The following is a 19,321-nucleotide window of genomic DNA, read 5'->3' as shown; positions in this document are numbered from 1 at the left end:
TTATTTCATTAACGCTTGCTGCTCCGTGGCAAAGCGCGCTATAATTTGCGGCTTTTTCCGTCCTAGCACAAATTTTTTGGAAATATTATGGTCGTTATTCGTTTAGCTCGTGGTGGTGCCAAGAAGCGCCCTTTCTTCAACATCGTTGCAACTGATTCGCGCAATCGTCGCGATGGCCGTTTCATCGAGCGCATTGGTTTCTACAACCCAATGGCTTCGGGCCAGGAAGTTGCTCTGCGCATCACCGAAGACCGTCTGGCTCACTGGCAAGCTGTTGGCGCACAACTGTCGCCTACCGTTGCTCGCCTGGTTGCTCAAAACAAAAAAGCAGCCTAAGCAAGTCTGGTTACCGGTTTGACCGATAAGCATGCATCCGGGGTGAAAGTCCCCGACGATCTGGCACAGGTAGGCTTTGTCTTCGGTGCCTACGGCGTTGCTGGCTGGGTGAGGATACGTCCTTTCTCGGAAGATGCGGATGCACTCCTGAAGGTCAAAACCTGGTGGTTGGAGAAGCCAGCGTTGCACGATGTGGACGTCCAGCAGGTCAAACTGCATGGCGGCGATGTCGTAGCGCGTTTGGTGGGTGTGACTGACCGGAACGTTGCTGAGTCGCTGAAAGGCGCCGCAGTCTTCATTCCGCAAAGCCACTTCCCGGTCTTGTCCGACGATGAGTTTTACTGGACTGATCTGATCGGTCTGGAAGTAGAGAATCTGCAAGGTGAGCACCTGGGTAAGGTGTCTGACATGATGAGCAACGGTCCGCAGTCGATCTTGCGCATCACACCCGGCGAAGTTGAGGCGCAAGAGCGCCTGATCCCGTTTGTGGACGCGTTCATCAACAAGGTGGACAAGCAAGCAGGCAAGATCATCGTCGACTGGGGCCTTGATTACTAAGTGCAACATTGAGGGCGGTTCGCCATGCAATTTGATGTCGTAACCCTGTTCCCTGAAATGTTTGCCGCGATTACGCAGTCGGGTGTCACCCGGCGCGCGTTTGAACAGAATAAATGTGGCCTGTCGCTGTGGAATCCGCGTGATTTCACCACCGATAATCACCGCACCGTGGATGACCGCCCGTATGGCGGCGGCCCCGGCATGGTGATGCTGGCCAAGCCTTTGGAAGCGACGCTCAACGCCGCCAAGCAACGCCAGGCCGATGCCGGTCTGCCAACGCCCCGTGTGCTGTTCATGTCGCCCCAGGGCAAGCAGTTGACGCATGAGCGCGTGATGCAGCTGAAGCAGGAACCCGGTGTGGTGATCCTGTGCGGCCGCTACGAAGCAGTGGACCAGCGCTTGCTCGACCGCATGGTCGATGAGGAAATCAGCCTTGGCGATTTCGTGCTGTCCGGCGGCGAGCTGCCGGCCATGGCCTTGATGGATGCGGTGATCCGCCTGATTCCCGGCGTGCTGAACACCGATGCCTCGGCGATTGAAGACAGCTTCTTCAACGGCTTGCTGGATTCGCCGCACTACACGCGGCCGGAAACGTATGAAGGTGTGGGCGTGCCGCCGGTTTTAATGGGCGGCAACCACGCCGAGATCGAAAAATGGCGTCGCCAGCGCATGCTGGAGGCGACCGCGCGCAAGCGACCGGATTTGCTTATCAAGGCGCGTGAGGCAGGACTGCTCACCAAGCACGATGAGCGATTTTTGGCGGGCCTTTAGGCCTGTCTGTTATAACCCCATCCTCTACTGGGCATCGAGTTTTACTCATAGCGCGCCAGCAAGATGGTTTATGGAGTCTCAAAATGAACGTGATTCAACAACTCGAGCAAGAAGAAATCGCTCGCCTGGGCAAAAACATTCCTGATTTTGCACCTGGCGATACCGTGGTAGTCAACGTGAACGTAGTCGAAGGCACCCGCAAGCGCGCCCAGGCTTACGAAGGCGTTGTTATCTCCCGTCGCAACCGTGGCCTGAACTCGAACTTCATCGTTCGCAAGATCTCGTCCGGCGAAGGCGTTGAGCGTACCTTCCAGCTGTACTCGCCACTGATCGCTTCGATCGAAGTGAAACGCCGTGGTGACGTACGTCGCGCCAAGCTGTACTACCTGCGTGATCGTTCCGGTAAATCGGCACGTATCAAGGAAAAACTGCCAAACCGTCGCCCAGCGGCGAAAGCAGCCGTTTAATTACGGTTGTGTTTGGAGAGGGCGCCCCGCAGGCGCCTGCAAAGGGCGCCACTGGCGCCCTTTTGTTTATCAAGGAGTAGCGCATGGCCCAGCCATCTTTCGATCCTCAGCAACTGCCGATAGAAGCGATTGCCGGTGAAGCCGCCGTGGCGCCGGAGCGCCTGGCGCCCGCGTGGCTGCGCAGCCGCTTCGCCACCCCGCCCGTGTGGACGCCGGAAGGCAGCGAGCGCGCCTTGCCCGGCCGCGAAGACCGTGCGCCGACGCCGGCCTCGGTATTGATCCCGCTGGTGCAGCGCGCGCACGGCCTGACCATTTTGCTGACCCAGCGCACCGCCGACCTGACCGACCATCCGGGCCAGATCAGCTTTCCCGGCGGCCGCGCCGAATCCTACGATAAAGACGCGATCGACACCGCGCTGCGCGAATCCGAGGAAGAGATCGGCCTCGACCGGCACCATGTGGAAATCATCGGTACTTTGCCGCACTACCTGACCGGCACCGGTTATTGCGTGACGCCGGTGGTGGGGCTGGTGCAGCCGCCGTTTGCGGTGACCGCCGATCCATCCGAGGTGGCTGCCATATTCGAGGTGCCGCTGGCTTTCCTGATGGATGGCATGCACCACCAGCGCCTGTCGGTGGACCTGGCGGGCAGCCGCCGCAGCTTTTATGCGATGCCGTATGAAGGTTATTACATCTGGGGCGCCACCGCCGGCATGCTGCGCAATCTGTTCCATTTCTTGCGTGCAGACTAAGAACTAGGCTATCGTATCGGGCATTAAGGCTATGCCTACGCAAAGGACGTTTAATGACATTTCTTTCCATCTTGTGCGCGCTGCTGATCGAGCAGATGAAACCGCTGCGCGCAGACAATCTGATTTATGCCGAGATCAAGAGCCTGGCATTGCGTATGGAGACCTGGTTTAACGCCGGCCATTCGACCCACGGCCGTCTCGGCTGGTTCCTGATGATGGCCATCCTGGTGGTCCCGACCGGCCTGATCTACTGGTTGCTCAAGTATTACAACTGGACGCTGGCGGCCTTCGCCTGGAACGTGCTGATCATCTACCTGACGCTGGGTTTCCGCCACTACAGTCACTACTTCACCTCGATTCAGCTGGCCTTGAACGCCGGCGACGAAACCGGCGCGCGCGCGCTGCTGGCCGAGTGGACCAAGCTCGACACGGTGGGCATGGATGTCTCGGAAGTCACCCGCATCGCGGTCGAGAAGTCGCTGATCACCACCCACCGCAATGTGTTCGGCGTGTTTTTCTGGTTCCTGATGCCGCTCGGCCCGGCCGGCGCGGTGATGTACCGGGTGTCCGAATACCTGGCGCGCGCCTGGACCGAACCCGAGCACATGCGCAACGAGCCGTTCGGCCAGTTCGCCGGGCGCGCCTTCTACTGGATCGACTGGATACCGGTGCGCCTGACCGCTGTGGCGTTTGCCGTGGTCGGCAACTTCGAGGACGCTATCTACGCCTGGCGCAACTTCGCTCACCGCTGGACCAACGAGGCGCTCGGCATCATCCTGTCGGCCGGCGGCGGCGCCATGGGCGTGCGCCTCGGCTCGCCGGCGGAAACCGCCGTCAAGGCGCAGGTGGTGGACGCCAACACGGTCGATATCGAACTGGAAGACGACGTCATGCCGGGCGAGGAACCGAATATCCGCGCGCTGCAAAGCACCGTCGGCCTGGTGTGGCGCGCACTGTTGTTGTGGATGCTGTTGTTGTTGCTGATCTCAAGCGCATGGTGGCTCGGCGCATCGCCTTAAAGAGTACAATAGCGGTATTGCTCTGGTGCAGGATATGGACTTTTCTGCACCAAAGTGGGAATTGGTAGGGAAAATGCATTACAGATCAATGGCTTACTTATTCAAGTCTTCTATAAGATATAATACGTAAGATCCTATCCTCCACGCACTCTTGTTACCAACAAGTACCAACGCAGAAGCAGCCGCGCCTATGTCCGTTCAAAAACCGGCAGAACAGCAAGATTCGTTCTTCATCCTTGGCCAAACCAGCAATGGCAGGCAGTTCCGTCCCAGCGACTGGGCTGAGCGCCTGTGCGGCGTGATGGCCTGCTTCAAGCCGGAGGGCGCGGGGCGCGGCCGTGACTCGCACCTGCAGTTCTCGCCGTATGTGACGCCGACCGTGGTGAATGGCGTCAAGTCGGTGGTGGTCAACGGCAAGCTGCGCGCGCTGGAGCCGATGGCGTATCACTTCGTGCTGTCCTTCGCCAAGGACAACGATCTGCAAGTGGTTGACGCCTGCCTGGTTCCCGAAAAGAATTAATTTTTACTTAAGTCTCTACCCACTGCGGCGCAGGGGGCGTATGCTGTGCGTTCCATCTTTTGATACGAGAGACCATGAACCACAGCCGCCTGAAAAACGTCGCTGCCGCCAGCCTGATGCTGTGTGGCCTGTCCTTTGTCGCCACTGGCTCTGCCTGGGCCGCCGCTGCCACCGCAGCACTGCCGGCCGGCGTGGTCAAGGGACCGTCGGTTGAGGGCATCACCGAATACCGCCTGCCGAACGGCCTGAAAGTGCTGCTGTTCCCGGACGCCTCCAAGCCGACTGTCACCGTCAACGTCACCTACCTGGTCGGCTCGCGCCACGAGAACTATGGTGAGACGGGCATGGCCCACTTGCTGGAACACCTGATGTTCAAGGGCTCGCCGAAGAACAAGAGCATTCCACAGGAATTCTCCAACCGTGGCATGGATTTCAACGGCACCACCTCCAACGACCGCACCAACTACTACGAAGTGTTCCAGGCCAGCCCGGACAACCTGAAGTGGGCGCTGGATATGGAGGCGGACCGCATGACCAGGTCCTTCATCTCGCGCAAGGACCTGGATTCGGAAATGACCGTGGTGCGCAACGAGTACGAGAGCGGCGAGAACAGCCCGTTTGGCGTGCTGCTGAAGCGCATGCAGAGCGTGGCCTACGACTGGCATTCCTACGGCCGCTCGACCATCGGCAACCGCAGCGACATCGAGAACGTCAAGATCGACAACCTGCAGGCCTTCTACAAGACCTACTACCAGCCGGACAACGCGGTGCTGCTGGTGGCCGGTAAGTTCGATCCGGCGCAAACGCTGTCGTGGATCACCAAGTCCTTCGGTGTGATTCCAAAGCCGAAGCGCGCCTTGCCGCCATTTTGGACGGTCGAGCCGACCCAGGATGGCGAGCGCAGCTTCACCGTGCGGCGCAAGGGCGATGTGCAGATCGTCGCACTGGGCTACAAGATTCCAGGTGCGCTGCAAGCGGACAGCGATGCGCTGAGCTTCATGTCGCAGATCCTCGGCGACGAGCCGACCGGCCGCCTGCACAAGCAACTGGTGGAAAGCGGCAAGGCGGCGCAGGTGTTCAGCTTCGGCATGACCGGTTATGCGCCGGGCTTGCAGATCATCGGCGCGGTGGTCAAGGCGGGCCAGCCGCTGGAGCCGGTACGTGTGGCGCTGACCGAAGCGGTGGAAAGCTTCGCCAAGACGCCGCCGACCGAAGAAGAGATGGAACGCACGCGCCGCAACTTCGCCAACAGCATCGAGAAGTCGCTCAACGATCCGCAGCAGGTGGGCGTGGCGCTGTCGGAAGAGATCTCGCTGGGCGACTGGCGCCTGCTATTCAAGGGCCGCGACCAGCTGCCTGAAATCACTTCGAAGCAAGTGGCCGATGCGGCCGCGCGCTACCTGAAGCGCGACAACCGCGTGGTGGGTGAATTCATCCCCGAGGATAACCCGCAGCGCGCCGAGATTCCCGCCGCGCCAGGCGTGGCCGAGGTGATGAAGGACTTCAAGGGCAAGGATAGCGTGCTGACTTCGGAGGTGTTCGATCCGAGCCAGGACAACATCAACGCCCGCACCGACATCAAAACCATCGGTGGTCTGAAAGTGGCGCTGCTGCCGAAGAAGAATCGTGGCGAGGCGGTGTCGGTCAATCTGTCGCTGCACTGGGGCGACGAGAAAAACCTGCTGAACAAATCGGTGGTGTCGGCCTTCGCCAACGAGATGCTGACGCGCGGCACCAGCAAGTACACGCGCGAGCAATTGGCCGATGCTTTCTCCAAGCTGAAGATCAGCGGCAGCCCGTATCAGTTCGACACCACCGGTCCGAATCTGGACGCGGCGCTGCGGCTGGTGGCGCATGTGCTGAAGGACGCGACCTTCCCGCAGGCCGAGTTTGAGCAGCTGCGCCAGCAATGGATCGTCGGCCTCGAATATTCGCGCAGCGAACCGCAGGTGCTGGCGAATGAGGCGATGGAGCAGCACTTCAACCACTATCCAAAAGGCGACGTGCGCAACGCGCTGAGCACCGAAGAGCGCCTGGCTGAAGTCAAGGCGCTGAAGCTGGAAGACGTGGTTGCTTATCACCGCGAATTCTACGGCGCCAATCACGGCGAGCTTTCCGTCGTCGGCGATTTTGACAAGGCGGCGATCAGCAAGACCATCGATGAAAGCTTCAGCGGCTGGAGCAGCAAGGTCTCGTATGCGCGCATCCTCAATACCAATGAGGACAAGCAGCCGCTGAACGTGGTGTTGAATGCGCCGGACAAGGAAAACGGCTTCTACATGGCGCGCATGAACCTGGATCTGAACGAAAACGATCCGGATTATCCGCTGCTGGACCTGGCCAACTACATGTTCGGCGGCGGCGCGATGAAGTCGCGCATGATGGACCGCATCCGCCAGAAGGACGGCCTGTCCTATGGCGGCGGCAGCGGCATCCACGCCGGCGAGCAGGATCGCGCGGGGCAGTTCGGCATGAGCGCCATCGCCGCGCCGCAGAACCTGAAGAAGCTGGAGGCGGCGATCCGCGAAGAACTGGAGCGCGCGCTGAAAGACGGCTTCACGCAAGCGGAGCTGGACGGCGCCAAGTCCGGCCTGCTGCAACAGCGTGTGCAGAACCGCTCCAAGGATAACGTGGTCGCCTCGGGCTGGACGCGCAACCTGTACAACAACCGCACCTACGCCTGGAGCAAGGACTACGAGACCAAGCTGAAAGCCGCGACGCTGGCCCAGGTCAACGCCGCCTTCCGCAAGGCGATCGACCCAGGCAAACTGTCGATCGCCGTCGCTGGCGACCAGGCCAAAGCCAACGCCCCGGCCCCTGCGGCCAAGCCTTGATGTCACAGCATGACCGGCCAGCGATGGCCGGTCATTGTGCCGATGCTGTTTAAAACTTCGGCAGCCGATCCAGCGTGATCACGCGCGAATCGTTGTAGACCTTGCGCTTGTGGGCGTTGGTGTTGTGGTATTCGCCGGTCCAGAAGTTGTCCGGGCTCGTGACGCCGGCGGGGCCGGCGCCGTCGTTCCAGACCAGGAACCATAGCCACCATTCGCCATTGGCAGCGCTTTGTCCGGGATCGGGGATGTGGCTGGTTTCGGTCAGTGCGACAGGCTTGCCGTGCTGCCGCGTTTTGCGATAGGCCTCGCTGTAGTTGTTTTCATAGACGTCGTAGCCGGTGATGTCCACCACATCATCGCCTGGATACCAGCTCGGATCCTGTCCATTCCATACCCAGATCAGATTGCGCAGGCCGTGCTGCTGCGTCAGGCGCTCGTGCATATGCCGCCATAGCGCGATGTAGCCTTCGCGCGAGGTGCCCCACCAGAACCAGCCGCCGGCCGCCTCGTGCAGCGGGCGCCAGAGTACCGGTACGTTGGCATCCTGCAGGCGCTTGAGTTCCAGCGCGATGCGGTCGATCGCGGGATCGATGTCGCGGTAGTCGTTCACCGGCAGTTTGAAGGGCGTCTTCTTGCTGTAGAACGCTCCGTTCTGCATCCGCCAGTGCCAGTGAAAACTCACCAGTCCTCCCTTGCGCGACCATGCGATGGCTTCTTCGGTTTGCTGGCGGCCGTCGGCTTCGCTGGCGTCATAGTAGTTCATGAAGTCGTAGCCCATCAGCGCCGGATATTTGCCGGTGTCGGCGTGTACGCGTGCGGCCATGTCGGTGCTGTCGCGCCAGGTCAGGTCGGCCTGGCCGGCGATGATGTTCTTGCCCCAGATGCCGAGCAGGTAGTCGTACACCGCCTGGGTGCTGGCGTTGCGGGGCGCGGCGTGGGCGCAGCTGAAGGCGAATGCGAGGAGCAGGGCGAGGTATCTCATGGCTGCAATGTACCGCCGCGCAGCGTGGCGATCAATGGCCGGACCGCAGTTTAGCGTGTTGCGTGCACGTTTTGTGATTATGTACTATCATTAGTTACATGAGACGAGACAGCAAACTTTCTTCCATCCTGCACGTGCTGCTGCATATGGCGCACGGCGACAGGCCGTTCACTTCCGACGAGCTGGCCGGCTTCCTCGATACCAATCCGGTATTGGTGCGGCGCGTGCTGGCTGGCCTGCGCGAGCGTGGCTATGTCGGCTCCGACAAGGGCCACGGTGGCGGCTGGAGCATCACCTGCGACCTGCGCAAGGTGACGCTGCATGACATCTACGAGGCGGTCGGCTCGCCTACCGTGTTCGCGATGGGGAACCGGGTCGAGCAGCCGCAATGCCTGGTGGAGCGCGCCGTCAACGAGGCGCTGGGCAGCGCCTTCGATGAGGCCGAAGCTTTGCTGATCTCCCGTTTTAAACACGTGACACTGGCGGAACTGTCGGCCAGCTTCAATGCACATCACAAGGGAGTCCACCATGAGCACCGCTGAATTTGACGTGATTATTGTCGGCGGCAGTTATGCCGGCTTGTCGGCCGCGACGCAATTGGCGCGTGCCCGCCGGCGCGTGCTGGTGATCGACGCCGGCCAGCGCCGCAACCGCTACGCCCAGCATTCGCATGGTTTCCTTGGGCAGGATGGCCGCGAAGGTGCGGCGATTGCCGCCGAAGGGCGCGCGCAGTTGATGAAGTATCCAACGGTGCAGTGGCAGGAGGGGGCGGCAACACAGGCTATTCCGCACGATGGTGGCTTCCGCGTCACGCTGGCCGATGGCAGTGCGCATCAGGCGCAGCGCCTGGTGCTGGCAACCGGCATGGCCGATGAATTGCCGCCGATTCCCGGTCTCGCGGAGCGCTGGGGCAGCAATGTGTTTCATTGCCCGTACTGCCACGGCTACGAACTGGATCAGGGCCGCATCGGCGTGCTGGCGACCAGCGCACATTCCTTCCATCACGCGATGATGCTGCCGGATTGGGGCACGGTGACGTTCTTCCTCAACGGCGTGTTCGAGCCCGATGCGGAACAACTGGCCAAGCTGGAAGCGCGCGGCGTCGCCATCGAGCGCACGGGCGTGCGTGCGGTCAGCGGAGCGGCGACGGTGGAATTGCAGGACGGACGCGCGCTGACACTGGACGGCCTGTTTGTACTGAGCCGCCTGCACAGCGCCAGCCCGCTGGCCGAAGCGCTGGGCTGTGAAATGGAGGAGGGGCCAATGGGCCGCTACGTGCGCACGGACATGATGAAGGCCACCAGCGTTCCCGGCGTCTATGCGGCTGGCGACGCCGCGCGCATGGCAGGCAGCGTGGCGTTTGCAGTGGCGGATGGCGCCATGGCGGGTGCGGCATCCCATCAATCGTTGGTGTTTGGACTGCCTGCATGAGCCAGCGCGACGACCGCAGCGCCTCGTTCGGCCGCTATCAGATATTTCCGGAGCTGCGCGTGCTGCTGCGGGATGGCGAGAAGGTCGACCTTGGCCAGCGTGCGTTTGATGTGCTGTGGATGCTGGTCGAAGCCAACGGCGCGGTGGTCAGCAAGGATGCGCTGATGGCGACGGTGTGGGGTGGCGCCATCGTCGAAGAAAACAATTTGCAGGCGCAGATGTCGGCCATCCGCAAGGCGCTGGGCACGGACCGCGACATGATTTCGACGGAATTCGGCAAAGGCTATGCCTTGTCGCTGGTGCGGCAGGAGCATGCCGTGGCGCCGCCTGATTTCCCGCATCCCGTGACGTCGCTGGTCGGCCGCGCCGGCGAGCTTGATGAGATCCAGCGCCTGGTCACCGAACGCCGTTTCGTGACGCTGACAGGCCCCGGCGGCATCGGCAAGACGCGCCTGGCCATCGAAGCCGGCCATCAACTGCGCGGCAGGTTTGCGGACGGCGTCTACATGGCGGAAATGGCGAAGATCGCCGAGAGCGACCTGGTGCCGGCCGCCATCGAGAACTGCATGCAGCTGTCGCGCGCTCAGTTGCGCAACAAGCGGCTGCTGCTGATCATCGATAATTGCGAGCATCTCGCCGGGCCGATCGCCGGGCAGGTGGAGGCGCTGCTCAACAACGCGCCGGCCATGCATATTCTGGTGACAGCGCAGGAACCGCTGGATGCGGCGGGAGAACATGTCTACCGTCTGGCGCCGCTGTCGGTGCCGCCGGCCGATACGCAGTCTGCGGAAGCGGCGCTGGTACATGCGGCGGTGCGACTGTTCGTCGAGCGCGTGTCGGCCAGCATCCATCAATTCGTGCTGGATGATGCATTGGCGCGCGACGTCAGTGCGATCTGCCGCCAGCTTGACGGCATGCCGCTGGCGCTGGAACTGGCTGCCGCGCGCGTGCCGGTGCTGGGCATCGCCGGCGTACTGGCGGGCCTGAACGACAGGTTCAAGCTGCTGACCGCCGGCCGCCGTACCGCCTTGCCGCGCCAGCGCACGCTGCGCGCGACCGTCGACTGGAGCCATAACCTGCTCGATGACGAGGAGCGCCGCCTGTTCCGCAGCCTGTCGGTCTTCGCCAGCGGCTTCACCGCCGATGCCGCGCGCCACGTCGGCGCGCCTGAACATGCGGAAGCCTGGGACACCATTGATGTGCTGAGCAGCCTGGCCGCCAAATCGCTGCTGCAACCGGAACTGGGCGGCCCGGTGCCGCGTTACCGCTTCCTTGAGACGATCCGCGTCTACGCGCTGGAAAAGCTGGCCGACAGCGGTGAAGTAGAGGCGACGGCACAGCGTCACGCCGCGTTCTTCGCGCAGCTGGCGCGCCAGGCTTCCGACGACTGGCGCCTCAGCTACCAGGCCGATATCGATGATATCCGCGCCGCGCTGGACTGGGCGTTTTCCAGTGATGGCGACGAGCAGACCGGCATCGACATTCTGACCCACTCCGCGCCGTTCTGGAACCAGTTGTCGCTGCACGGCGAGTGCCAGCGCTGGCTGACGCTGGTGCTGAACGGCGAAGGCCCGGCCATCGCGCCAGGCCAGGAGATGGCGCTGCAAGCCTCGTATGGCACTTCGCTGGCCTGGGCGCGCGGCCCGGTCGATGAGACAGTCAAGGCCTGGACGCGTGCGCTGGATCTCGCCCATCAGCTGTCCGACCTGGAAACGCAGTTGCAGGCGCATTATGGCCTGTGGCTGTACAAGCTGCGCTGCGAGCGCTACGCCGAATCGCTGGCGCACGCGAACCAGCTGGCCGACCTGGCGGCGGGGGCTGCCGACCAGGAGGCATTCGTTGTCGGCCAGCGCCTTGCAGGCGTATCGCAACTGTTTATGGGGCAGCAGGATGAGTCGCTGCGGCAGATTGAAGCGTCCTTGCGCTGGTATGAACAAGGACGGTCGACGCAGGTGTCGCGCTTCGGCATGGACCAGTATGCGGCAGCGCTAACGTATTTCGCCCGCGTACTGTGGTTCCAGGGACGCGAGGCGGAAGCGCTGGATGCCGCCGCAGCAGCAGCGGAGCGGGCGCGCGCCATCGATCATGCATGCTCGCTATGCTGCGCGCTGGCGGAAGGCTGGTGCCTGGTGCATGCCTTGAACGGCGACGAAGAGGCGGTGGAGCAGGCTGCCGCCACGCTGGTGCGCACGGCAGCCAAGCATGGCCTGGGACTATGGGAAAGCTACGGCGATACGTTTGAACGCTGGGTGGAAGCGCGCCGCAGCGGCGACCACAAAGGCGCTGCCGCTATCCTTCAGCGCCTGATCCACTCAGGTGCGCCGCCGGGATTGAACAGCTAGCGCGATCAGCGCCAGCGTGATGCCCAGTGCGGACACGCAGGTCCAGCCGAAGGCTTTCCACGCCAGCATGGCGCAGCCGGAACCGGCGGCGCCGCCGATGAACATGCCACCCATCAGGATCGCATTCAGGCGGCTGCGCATGTCAGGACGCAGCGCCTGGATGATGTGCTGATTCGATACCTGTGCGCTTTGCGCGCCGAAGTCCAGTATCAGGATGCCGACCACCAGGCCGGCCACCATGCCCCACATCCCCAGCAGCAGCCACGAGATCACCATCACAAAGCAGGCGAAGCCGATCACCACATGCGGGCCACGGCGGTCCGACACCTTGCCGGCGATCGGTGCAAACAGTACACCGGCGGCGCCGACAAGGCCGAACAGGCCGGCCGTCTGTGCGCTCAGGTGATATTGCGTGTCGAGGTGCAGCGTCAGCGTGGTCCACAGCGCGCTGAAGGAGCCGAACACGCATGCCTGCACGATGGTTGCGCGGCGCAGCGCCGGTTCTTCGCGCCAGATGCTGAACAGGGACTTGATCAACGACGCATAGCTGTCCCGCGTCTTCGGCTGGTTGCGCGGCAGGATCTGCGCCAGGATGGCGGTCATCACCACGGCCATGCCGATGCCGAGCCAGAACATGGCGCGCCAGCCATAGCGTTCGCCAATCGCACCGGCCAGTACACGGCCCAGCAGGATGCCGCACAACAGGCCGCTCATCACGGTGCCGATGGTGGCGCCACGGCGCTCGGGCGCTGACAGCTCGGCGGCGAAGGGCAGGATCTGTTGCGTCACACTGGTGACCACGCCCAGCACAATTGAGGCAGCAACCACCGACCATGCATTCGGCGCCAGCGCCACGCCGGCCAGTGCCACGGTCAATGCGCTGTACTGCGAAAGAATGAGACGCCGGCGCTCAATGCGATCGCCGAGCGGCACAAGAAACAGCAGGCCCAGCGCGTAGCCGAGCTGGGTCACGGTCGGCACGAAGCCGATGATGGATTCCTGGCCAGGAAAGGCCGCTTGCATAATCACCAGCAAGGGCTGGTTGTAGTAGATGTTGGCGACAGCGACGCCGCAGGCCATCGCCATCACCAGCGTCATGCCGAAGCTGATTGATGCGGGCATGGGCCGCATGCCCGCCATGGATTGTGAGTGATTCAACTACTTCTCCAGCTTGAACAAAGCGGGAGTGTGGGGCAGTACGGCTTAAAAGTCTTTGGGCAGGATTTTCAGATGTCTGAAAATGGCTGCGCGGCCAGCTTCCACCTCGGGTGTCTGCTCGCCTTTCCACCAGTAGTTGACCATCATGTTCAGCGGTCCGGTGGATTGCACATGGTGCCACCACAGCGTTGGCAGGTAGAGCGCGTCGCCGGGCAGAAGGTCGGCCACTTGCGCATGTGGCAGCGCCTCGCGGAACAGCGGGTGCAGGGCGTCATCCGGCGCGCTGAAATGCACCATGCTGATGGGCGTTGGCGTTGGTGCAAAATCCACCGGGCCGATATACAGATTGGCCACCTGCTCGGGCGGGAACAGCGTGAAGCGCCGCTGGCCGCTGACGACGCAGGCCAGGTTGCAGGACTGGTCGAAATGCGCAGGTGTGGTGATGGTGTTCCCCAGCCACAGGCGTGGGCGCACCGACGGCGGCAGCGCCGGCGCCACGTTTGCGTCGCTGAAGCGTGGCATGCAGTCGTCGATCAAGGCGCTTTGTATTGCCACCGAGGGCGGCGCGTCAAACTGCGAGTAGCGCGCCAGTTGTTCTATCACGCGCGCCAGCGTCACCTTGTTGCGGACGAAGTTGAAGCCCTTCATGTCCGGTGAGTAGAACAGACGGCCACGCTCGGCGGGCGGCGTCATCACCGCGTCCACTTCCGCATTGCTGGCCAGACCCAGCACATACTGGCACAGTGCTTCCGGCGAGCGCAGCGCGGCCTGCACCGCCGGCCAATGGCGCACGAAACCGCGCAGGATGGCCGGGCGGTAGCTGCCCGCCACCTCGCTAAAGAAGCGCTGCGGGTCGAGGTCGCGGTATTCGATGGGCGTATGCATGCGGCGTATGATGGCATAAAAAAGCCCGCCAGGGCCGGGAGAGCCGTGGCGGGCACAGACTACACAATGAAGCCGATTAGTATTTCACGTGCAGGCCGGCGTAGTACTGCGCGCCGTTGGCGTAGAAGCGCGCCGGTTGATCCTTGTTGTAGATGTAGTTCTTCAGGATCGGGTTGTTCAGGTTCTGGCCACTGATCGTCAACGTGATGTTCTTGTTGATGTTGTAGTTGAACGATGCCGACAGTGTGCCGGTGGAATCCTGATACAGCGGCGTGCCGCGGTCCTGCGCCGCCAGGAACGACGAGCGCCATGCGTAGCTCACGCGTGCATTGAACTTGTCGTTCTCGAAGTAGACGCCGCCGTTGGCGGTGGTCTTCGAGGCGCCCAGCATGTCGCACGGATCGCCCGAGGTGGCGGTCTGCATGGCAGGGCAGGCGCCGAAGTCCAGGTGCGAATCGGTCAGCGTGACGTTGCCGTCGATGCCGAAGCCCATGCCCACCGGTATTTGCGCTGCCAGTTCCAGGCCCTTCACCTTGGCGCCGACGTTGATCGGCGAGGTGATGGTGTAGGTGGCGAACACCGCCTTGTTCTGCTCTTGCGAAGCACGGGTGTCGAGGAAGGAACCGGTGCTGGTGCCGTAGCCCACATAGTCTTTCAGGTCCATGTAGAACACGCCGGCCGACAGGAGGGCACGCGGTGCGAAGTACCATTGCAGCGAGGCGTCCAGATTGGTCGACTTGACTGGCTTCAGGTGCGCGTTGCCGCCGTTGCCAGTATGGGTTTCATCGGTCAGCAGCACCGCGCCGCCCAGTGCGCCGTAGTCAGGACGGGTCATGGTGCGCGAGATGCCCAGGCGGCCGACCAGGTCGGGACGCAGGTCGAACTTCAGGTTCAGGCTAGGCAGCGGGATGGTGGTGTTGTTGTCGATCGCCGTTTGCTGGACGAAACCGCCCCATGGATACGATGGCAGGTTCTGGCCCGCTGGCTGGTTAGGCAGGATCTGGTAGCCGTTCGAGGTCCCTTCGGTGCGCACCAGGCGCAGACCGACATTGCCGCTCCAGCCGTCGCCTTCCAGTTCACCCTGGACGTAGATCGCCTTGGTGTTTTCCTTCAGGTTGAACATGTCCTGGTAGTAGGTGCGGCTGACGTCACGGTTGGAGTGCAGGTCGCCCCAGGCGTTGAGGATGGACGGGTCCAGCATCCAGACATTTTTAGGGAAGTCGCCACCCAGGTCGCTGCCGAAGTTGCCAGGGTAGGTGGTGCCGTTCCATGCCGGGTTGGTGCTGGTGCCGCCAACGTCGGTGTTGGACCAGTTGGGACCTTGCGCCACTTCGAAGTTGGAGCGGGTGTGGTGGGTGCCACGCACGCCGAACTTGATCTCGCGCAGCGGGCCGGCATCCAGCTGGAAGGCAGCGTCGATCTGGCCGTAGGTCTCCTTGTCGTCGGTGGTGGCCGGCGAGACGCCGAAGATCCAGTCCAGCGGCGTGCCGGTGAAGACGGCGGTATTAATGTTCGGGAACTTGACGGTGGCCGGCGAACCCAGGCCGTTCAGCTGGTAGCTGGCGCCGGAGTTGTTGACGTCACCTTCAAACACGCCCTGGCTCGGGGTCACGCCCTTGCCCTTGGTGGAGCCGGCTTTGGCGGTGAACACCAGGCGGTCGGTGGCGCGCCATTTGCCATCGATGTCGAAGAACTCGGTCTGCGCGTAAGCGCCTTCGCGCACGATGTTGTCGACGATGCCGTAGCGCAGTGGCGCGGCGGTGGTGCCCTTGTTGGTGAAGGCGGCCGACACCAGCGTGCCGTTGCGGATCACATAGCCCGGATCAGGCGCGACACCGGAACCCAGCATGCCCGAACCATTCATGTCGGTCATGTAGTTGGTGTTGTAGTTCGACGCGTCCATCTTCGAACGGAAGTAGGTTGCTTCCAGCGAGAAGTCGCGGCTAGGCTTGAATTGCAGGTCGATCAAGCCGCCTTTGCGCTTGCGCTCCTGCTGGAACAGCGAGGAACCGATCAGGCGCGGGAACCAGACGTTGGCCAGGTCCGGGTTGGTCTTGACGGCGGCGTTGGTCGGTGCCACCTGGGTCCATTGCAGCAGCTCCTGGCCATCGCGGCGCAGCGAGCGTTTTTCCGAGAAGCCTTGCACCATCAGGCCCAGCGTGCCGGCTTCGTTCTTCCAGTTGAACAGGCCGCTGAATTGCGGATCGGTTTTTTCCGCCAGCGTGGAATACACACCCTGTACGGTGGCTTCCATCGAAATCGCGTTCTTGAAGTCCAGCGGGTGACGGGTGCGGATGTCGATCGAGCCGCTCGAACCGCCTTCTACCTGGTCTGCGGTCGGGGCCTTGTAGACCACCACCTGGCCGACGATCTCCGACGGCAGCAGCGAATACGAGGCGGAACGGCCGACGGCACCGCCCACCTGGTCCAGCACGAACCAGTCGCCGGTCGATACGGCGTGGCCGTTGATCAGGGTCTGGGTCAGCGATGGCGCGGTGCCGCGCATCGACACGCGGTCGTTCTCATCGAAGCCGCCGGAACCGGCGCCGGAGGTGGAGATGTTCACGCCCGGCACGCGTTGCAGCGAGTCGGCCACGTTTTTGTCCGGCATCTTGCCGACGTCTTCGGCCGTGATCACGTCGACGTTGCTCGACGCATTGCGCTTCACCGACAGCGATTGCTGCAGCGAGCCACGGATGCCGCTGACGATCACGGTGTCCGGCTCCGCCGCCACCTGCTGCGCCTGCGCGGTCATCGCGACGCTCAGCGTCAGGATGGCTGCCGCAGTGGCGATAGGCGTTAGTTTGGACATGGTGATCTTATTTGAATTGTGCTGCATATTCCCTCCCGTTGTTGAAGGCTCCGCCGAGCCCACCGATTGTTGATGTATCGTCTTTCTTTTTTAAATCACGTTCAAAACCAATCCAACGCCAATATACTCGCGTTTTAATACCAGATCACTACCACTTTAAAATTCTTTTTTGTTATGTTGTATGCAGCATACAAAGTGAGGTTCTGACAACGTCCTAATACCGGATCGTCAGTGGTATGGAAAATCGCTGTGCGCGTTTGCAACAGAAAGAAAGCCTTTGGCTATAAGGGTTTCTTTCGATGAAAGGAATTTATTTGGATGCGCGGCGGGGAAGATGGTGGAGCGCTGGTATTTTGTTGGTATTATCGTCGAACAATGTCACCGTGGAGCGAACCGATGAGCTTACTGGTACACATCCGACAGCACCTCAATGAGACCAGTAACCTGCCGCTCTACCAGCGCCTGCAGCGCGCCTTGCGCTTGGCGATCGAACAGCATTTGCTGAAGCCGGAGGATGCCTTGCCGGCCGAGCGCCAGCTGGCGGCCGACCTGGAGATGTCGCGCATCACGGTGCGCAAGGCGATCGATGGCCTGGTCAGCGAGGGCGTGCTGGTGCGCCGTCCCGGCTCCGGCAATTTCATCAACACCCGCATCGAAAAGAACTTCGCCAAGCTGACCTCGTTTTCCGAAGACATGCGGGCGCGCGGCCGCACGCCGCGCAGCGTTTGGCTGAAGCGCTCGGAGGGCACGGTGACGCCGGACGAGGCGATGCGCCTGCGGCTCAGTCCTGGCTCCAAAGTGTACCGCTTCAACCGCATGCGTTACGCCGACGATGTGCCGATGTGCCTGGAGTACGCGACCATCGTCGCCTCCTGCCTGCCGTCGCTGGAAGCGGTGGATGTGTCGATGTACGACGCGCTGGAAAAAACCGGCAACCGCCCGGTGCGCGCCTTGCAGCGCCTGTCGGCGCTGTTGCTGAATGCGGAACAGGCGACGCTGTTGCAGGCGAAGGAAGGCGATGCCGGCCTGGCTGTGGAGCGTCTTGGTTTTTTGCGCGACGGGCGCGCGGTGGAGTTTTGCCGCTCGTACTTCCGTGGCGATATGTATGACTTTGTGGCGGAGCTCAATGCGAACTAAATTAATTTCCCTGGCCGTGGCCGTGGCCATGGCAAGCACGATGGCGCCGGCGATGGCGGCTGAAGTGATCGGCTACTATCCTGGCTGGAAGCACCAGTCCTATCCGGTGTCGCAGGTCGACGCCAGCAAGCTGACCATGGCGCTGTATGCGTTTGCGGACCTGTGCTGGGACGGCAGGCATGGCAACGCCGATCCGTCGGTCAACGATGTGGCGCCATGCCAGGACGCGCGCAACGGCGCGCTGGCGTGGCGCAATGAGGCGGAAGACAGCGCCAACCTGCGCGCGCTGGTGGCGCTGAAGCAGCACAACCCGCAATTCAAGGTGGTGCTGTCGGTGGGCGGGTGGGACTGGTCCAACCGCTTCTCGAATGTGGCGGCATCGCCGGAGGCGCGCGCCAACTTCATCGCGTCGTCGCTGGCGGTGATGCGCCGGCATGGACTGGATGGCGTGGACCTGGACTGGGAATATCCGGGTGAAGCCGGTGTGCCTTGCGTGAAAGGCGAGGTATGTGCGCGGCCGGAGGACCGGCAGAACTTCATCACCTGGGCGCGCGAACTGCGCGCGGCCTATGATGCGGCGGGCAAGCAGGATGGCAAGCATTACCGCATCACCATCGCCGCCGGCGCCAATGGCAATTACGTTGGCGATGGCGTGTGGCTGAAGCAGCTGGCCATGCACCTGGACTGGATCAATATCATGGCGTATGACTATCACTCGCCGTGGGCCGGCAAGAACACCGCCCATCATGCGCCGCTGTTTGCCGATCCGAAGGACCCGATCTCGGCGGGTGGCGGCCATGCGGCGCGCTCGGTGCAGCGCTACCTGGAAGCTGGCGTGGCGAAGGACAAGCTGGTGCTGGGCGTGCCGTTCTACGGTTACGGCTGGAAGGGCTGCGCAGCGGGGCCGGATGGCGATGGCCAGTATCAGGCTTGCCAGGGCGGCGTGACGGATGGCGTCAACGGCGGCAATTCCTATGGCTACGGCATGCTGCTGCAACGTGGTGACAGCTACCAGCGTTACCGCAATGCGTCGGCGCGCGTGCCGTATATGTACAGCGCGGCGGAGCAGGTGTGGATTTCGTATGAAGATCCGGTATCGCTGAAGGAGAAGGCTGCGTATATCAAGCAGCAGGGATTGCGCGGCGCGATGTTCTGGGAGCTGAGCGCGGACGGTAAAGGACAGCTTCTGAATACGCTGTCGGAGGCCATGAGGTAAAAAAAAGGCTCTTCACGGATTACCGGGAAACGCGGCTTTGATCTTCAGGAAAAAGAAGTCGGAGTCGCGGTAGCCATAGGCCATCCGTTTCATTACCTTGA

17 protein-coding genes are annotated in these 19,321 nt (G+C 62.2%); 13 read left to right on the top strand and 4 right to left on the bottom strand.

From position 1 onward, the window contains the following. The first annotated feature begins 87 nt into the window (after window positions 1-87). The 8 genes from rpsP to BLS51_RS21740 all read left to right on the top strand — a co-directional run bounded on the left by rpsP (window position 88) and on the right by BLS51_RS21740 (window position 7,257). Window positions 88-336, top strand: a complete 249-nt coding sequence (gene rpsP / locus BLS51_RS21775) for a 30S ribosomal protein S16 (protein WP_072787273.1) — start codon at window positions 88-90, stop codon at window positions 334-336. Window positions 337-354: 18 nt separating this feature from the next. Next, entirely contained in the window at window positions 355-894 is a 540-nt protein-coding gene (gene rimM / locus BLS51_RS21770) for a ribosome maturation factor RimM (RefSeq protein ID WP_090189817.1), read from the top strand. A 24-nt stretch (window positions 895-918) separates the two neighbouring features. Continuing rightward, complete coding sequence (gene trmD / locus BLS51_RS21765) at window positions 919-1,665, top strand: tRNA (guanosine(37)-N1)-methyltransferase TrmD (RefSeq protein ID WP_090189819.1); 747 nt, start codon at window positions 919-921, stop codon at window positions 1,663-1,665. Between the two features lie 83 nt (window positions 1,666-1,748). Further along, window positions 1,749-2,132 (top strand): 50S ribosomal protein L19, encoded by a 384-nt coding sequence (gene rplS, locus BLS51_RS21760; RefSeq protein ID WP_090189821.1) that lies wholly within the window; start codon window positions 1,749-1,751, stop codon window positions 2,130-2,132. Between the two features lie 83 nt (window positions 2,133-2,215). Then, window positions 2,216-2,884: a CoA pyrophosphatase gene (locus tag BLS51_RS21755; RefSeq protein ID WP_090189823.1), complete on the top strand. Its 669-nt coding sequence runs from the start codon at window positions 2,216-2,218 to the stop codon at window positions 2,882-2,884. A 53-nt stretch (window positions 2,885-2,937) separates the two neighbouring features. Further along, on the top strand, window positions 2,938-3,903 hold the full coding sequence (locus BLS51_RS21750) for a CobD/CbiB family protein (protein WP_090189825.1): 966 nt from the start codon (window positions 2,938-2,940) through the stop codon (window positions 3,901-3,903). 190 nt (window positions 3,904-4,093) lie between these two features. Further along, window positions 4,094-4,423: a DUF3579 domain-containing protein gene (locus BLS51_RS21745; RefSeq protein WP_090189827.1), complete on the top strand. Its 330-nt coding sequence runs from the start codon at window positions 4,094-4,096 to the stop codon at window positions 4,421-4,423. 74 nt (window positions 4,424-4,497) lie between these two features. Beyond that, window positions 4,498-7,257 carry a M16 family metallopeptidase gene (locus BLS51_RS21740; RefSeq protein WP_090189829.1) on the top strand — a complete coding sequence of 920 codons (2,760 nt, stop codon included), beginning with the start codon at window positions 4,498-4,500 and terminating at the stop codon, window positions 7,255-7,257. A 49-nt stretch (window positions 7,258-7,306) separates the two neighbouring features. On the opposite strand, the gene BLS51_RS21735 is transcribed toward BLS51_RS21740, so the two are convergent. Next, window positions 7,307-8,239 carry a glycosyl hydrolase gene (locus BLS51_RS21735; protein ID WP_090189830.1) on the bottom strand — a complete coding sequence of 311 codons (933 nt, stop codon included), beginning with the start codon at window positions 8,237-8,239 and terminating at the stop codon, window positions 7,307-7,309. A gap of 98 nt (window positions 8,240-8,337) precedes the next feature. On the opposite strand from BLS51_RS21735, the gene BLS51_RS21730 reads away from it, so the two are divergent. From BLS51_RS21730 to BLS51_RS21720, 3 genes are read left to right on the top strand one after another with little or no spacing between them, the layout of a single operon-like run. Next, a complete protein-coding gene (locus BLS51_RS21730; protein ID WP_090189832.1) occupies window positions 8,338-8,781 on the top strand; it encodes an Rrf2 family transcriptional regulator in 444 nt (147 codons plus the stop codon). Then, on the top strand, window positions 8,768-9,670 hold the full coding sequence (locus BLS51_RS21725) for an NAD(P)/FAD-dependent oxidoreductase (RefSeq protein WP_090189833.1): 903 nt from the start codon (window positions 8,768-8,770) through the stop codon (window positions 9,668-9,670). The genes BLS51_RS21730 and BLS51_RS21725 overlap by 14 nt, the downstream gene beginning before the upstream one ends. Further along, entirely contained in the window at window positions 9,667-12,012 is a 2,346-nt protein-coding gene (locus BLS51_RS21720) for an ATP-binding protein (RefSeq protein WP_090189835.1), read from the top strand. The genes BLS51_RS21725 and BLS51_RS21720 overlap by 4 nt, the downstream gene beginning before the upstream one ends. Here BLS51_RS21720 and BLS51_RS21715 read toward each other — a convergent pair. The 3 genes from BLS51_RS21715 to BLS51_RS21705 form a co-directional block, all read right to left on the bottom strand. Next, complete coding sequence (locus tag BLS51_RS21715) at window positions 11,983-13,134, bottom strand: MFS transporter (protein WP_229207724.1); 1,152 nt, start codon at window positions 13,132-13,134, stop codon at window positions 11,983-11,985. The two genes, BLS51_RS21720 and BLS51_RS21715, sit on opposite strands and share 30 nt — an antisense overlap. Window positions 13,135-13,215: 81 nt before the next feature. Further along, the gene (locus BLS51_RS21710; RefSeq protein WP_090189839.1) at window positions 13,216-14,055 is read right to left on the bottom strand and encodes a cupin-like domain-containing protein; all 840 of its coding nucleotides are present in this window, start codon (window positions 14,053-14,055) and stop codon (window positions 13,216-13,218) included. A gap of 76 nt (window positions 14,056-14,131) precedes the next feature. After that, a complete protein-coding gene (locus BLS51_RS21705) occupies window positions 14,132-16,867 on the bottom strand; it encodes a TonB-dependent receptor (protein ID WP_090189872.1) in 2,736 nt (911 codons plus the stop codon). A gap of 396 nt (window positions 16,868-17,263) precedes the next feature. Between BLS51_RS21705 and BLS51_RS21700 the strand changes: the two genes are divergently transcribed. Together BLS51_RS21700 and BLS51_RS21695 are read left to right on the top strand one after the other, a co-directional pair. After that, entirely contained in the window at window positions 17,264-18,004 is a 741-nt protein-coding gene (locus BLS51_RS21700) for a GntR family transcriptional regulator (protein ID WP_090189841.1), read from the top strand. Further along, the gene (locus tag BLS51_RS21695) at window positions 17,994-19,220 is read left to right on the top strand and encodes a glycoside hydrolase family 18 protein (RefSeq protein WP_090189843.1); all 1,227 of its coding nucleotides are present in this window, start codon (window positions 17,994-17,996) and stop codon (window positions 19,218-19,220) included. Before BLS51_RS21700 ends, BLS51_RS21695 begins: the two co-directional genes overlap by 11 nt. Window positions 19,221-19,321 lie beyond the last annotated feature (101 nt).

This window comes from Duganella sp. OV510, assembly GCF_900100205.1.
Taxonomy (GTDB): domain Bacteria; phylum Pseudomonadota; class Gammaproteobacteria; order Burkholderiales; family Burkholderiaceae_D; genus Rugamonas.
The sequence above is the reverse complement of the archived record's forward strand: the minus strand, read 5'-3'. Positions and strand labels throughout refer to the sequence as shown.

Coding starts and splice junctions, on each gene's coding strand:
- rpsP (WP_072787273.1), top strand. CDS start 88: ATGGTCGTTATTCGTTTAGCTCGTGGTGGTGCCAAGAAGCGCCCTTTC.
- trmD (WP_090189819.1), top strand. CDS start 919: ATGCAATTTGATGTCGTAACCCTGTTCCCTGAAATGTTTGCCGCGATT.
- rplS (WP_090189821.1), top strand. CDS start 1,749: ATGAACGTGATTCAACAACTCGAGCAAGAAGAAATCGCTCGCCTGGGC.
- BLS51_RS21755 (WP_090189823.1), top strand. CDS start 2,216: ATGGCCCAGCCATCTTTCGATCCTCAGCAACTGCCGATAGAAGCGATT.
- BLS51_RS21750 (WP_090189825.1), top strand. CDS start 2,938: ATGACATTTCTTTCCATCTTGTGCGCGCTGCTGATCGAGCAGATGAAA.
- BLS51_RS21745 (WP_090189827.1), top strand. CDS start 4,094: ATGTCCGTTCAAAAACCGGCAGAACAGCAAGATTCGTTCTTCATCCTT.
- BLS51_RS21740 (WP_090189829.1), top strand. CDS start 4,498: ATGAACCACAGCCGCCTGAAAAACGTCGCTGCCGCCAGCCTGATGCTG.
- BLS51_RS21735 (WP_090189830.1), bottom strand. CDS start 8,239: ATGAGATACCTCGCCCTGCTCCTCGCATTCGCCTTCAGCTGCGCCCAC.
- BLS51_RS21730 (WP_090189832.1), top strand. CDS start 8,338: ATGAGACGAGACAGCAAACTTTCTTCCATCCTGCACGTGCTGCTGCAT.
- BLS51_RS21725 (WP_090189833.1), top strand. CDS start 8,768: ATGAGCACCGCTGAATTTGACGTGATTATTGTCGGCGGCAGTTATGCC.
- BLS51_RS21720 (WP_090189835.1), top strand. CDS start 9,667: ATGAGCCAGCGCGACGACCGCAGCGCCTCGTTCGGCCGCTATCAGATA.
- BLS51_RS21715 (WP_229207724.1), bottom strand. CDS start 13,134: ATGCCCGCATCAATCAGCTTCGGCATGACGCTGGTGATGGCGATGGCC.
- BLS51_RS21710 (WP_090189839.1), bottom strand. CDS start 14,055: ATGCATACGCCCATCGAATACCGCGACCTCGACCCGCAGCGCTTCTTT.
- BLS51_RS21705 (WP_090189872.1), bottom strand. CDS start 16,867: ATGTCCAAACTAACGCCTATCGCCACTGCGGCAGCCATCCTGACGCTG.
- BLS51_RS21700 (WP_090189841.1), top strand. CDS start 17,264: ATGAGCTTACTGGTACACATCCGACAGCACCTCAATGAGACCAGTAAC.
- BLS51_RS21695 (WP_090189843.1), top strand. CDS start 17,994: ATGCGAACTAAATTAATTTCCCTGGCCGTGGCCGTGGCCATGGCAAGC.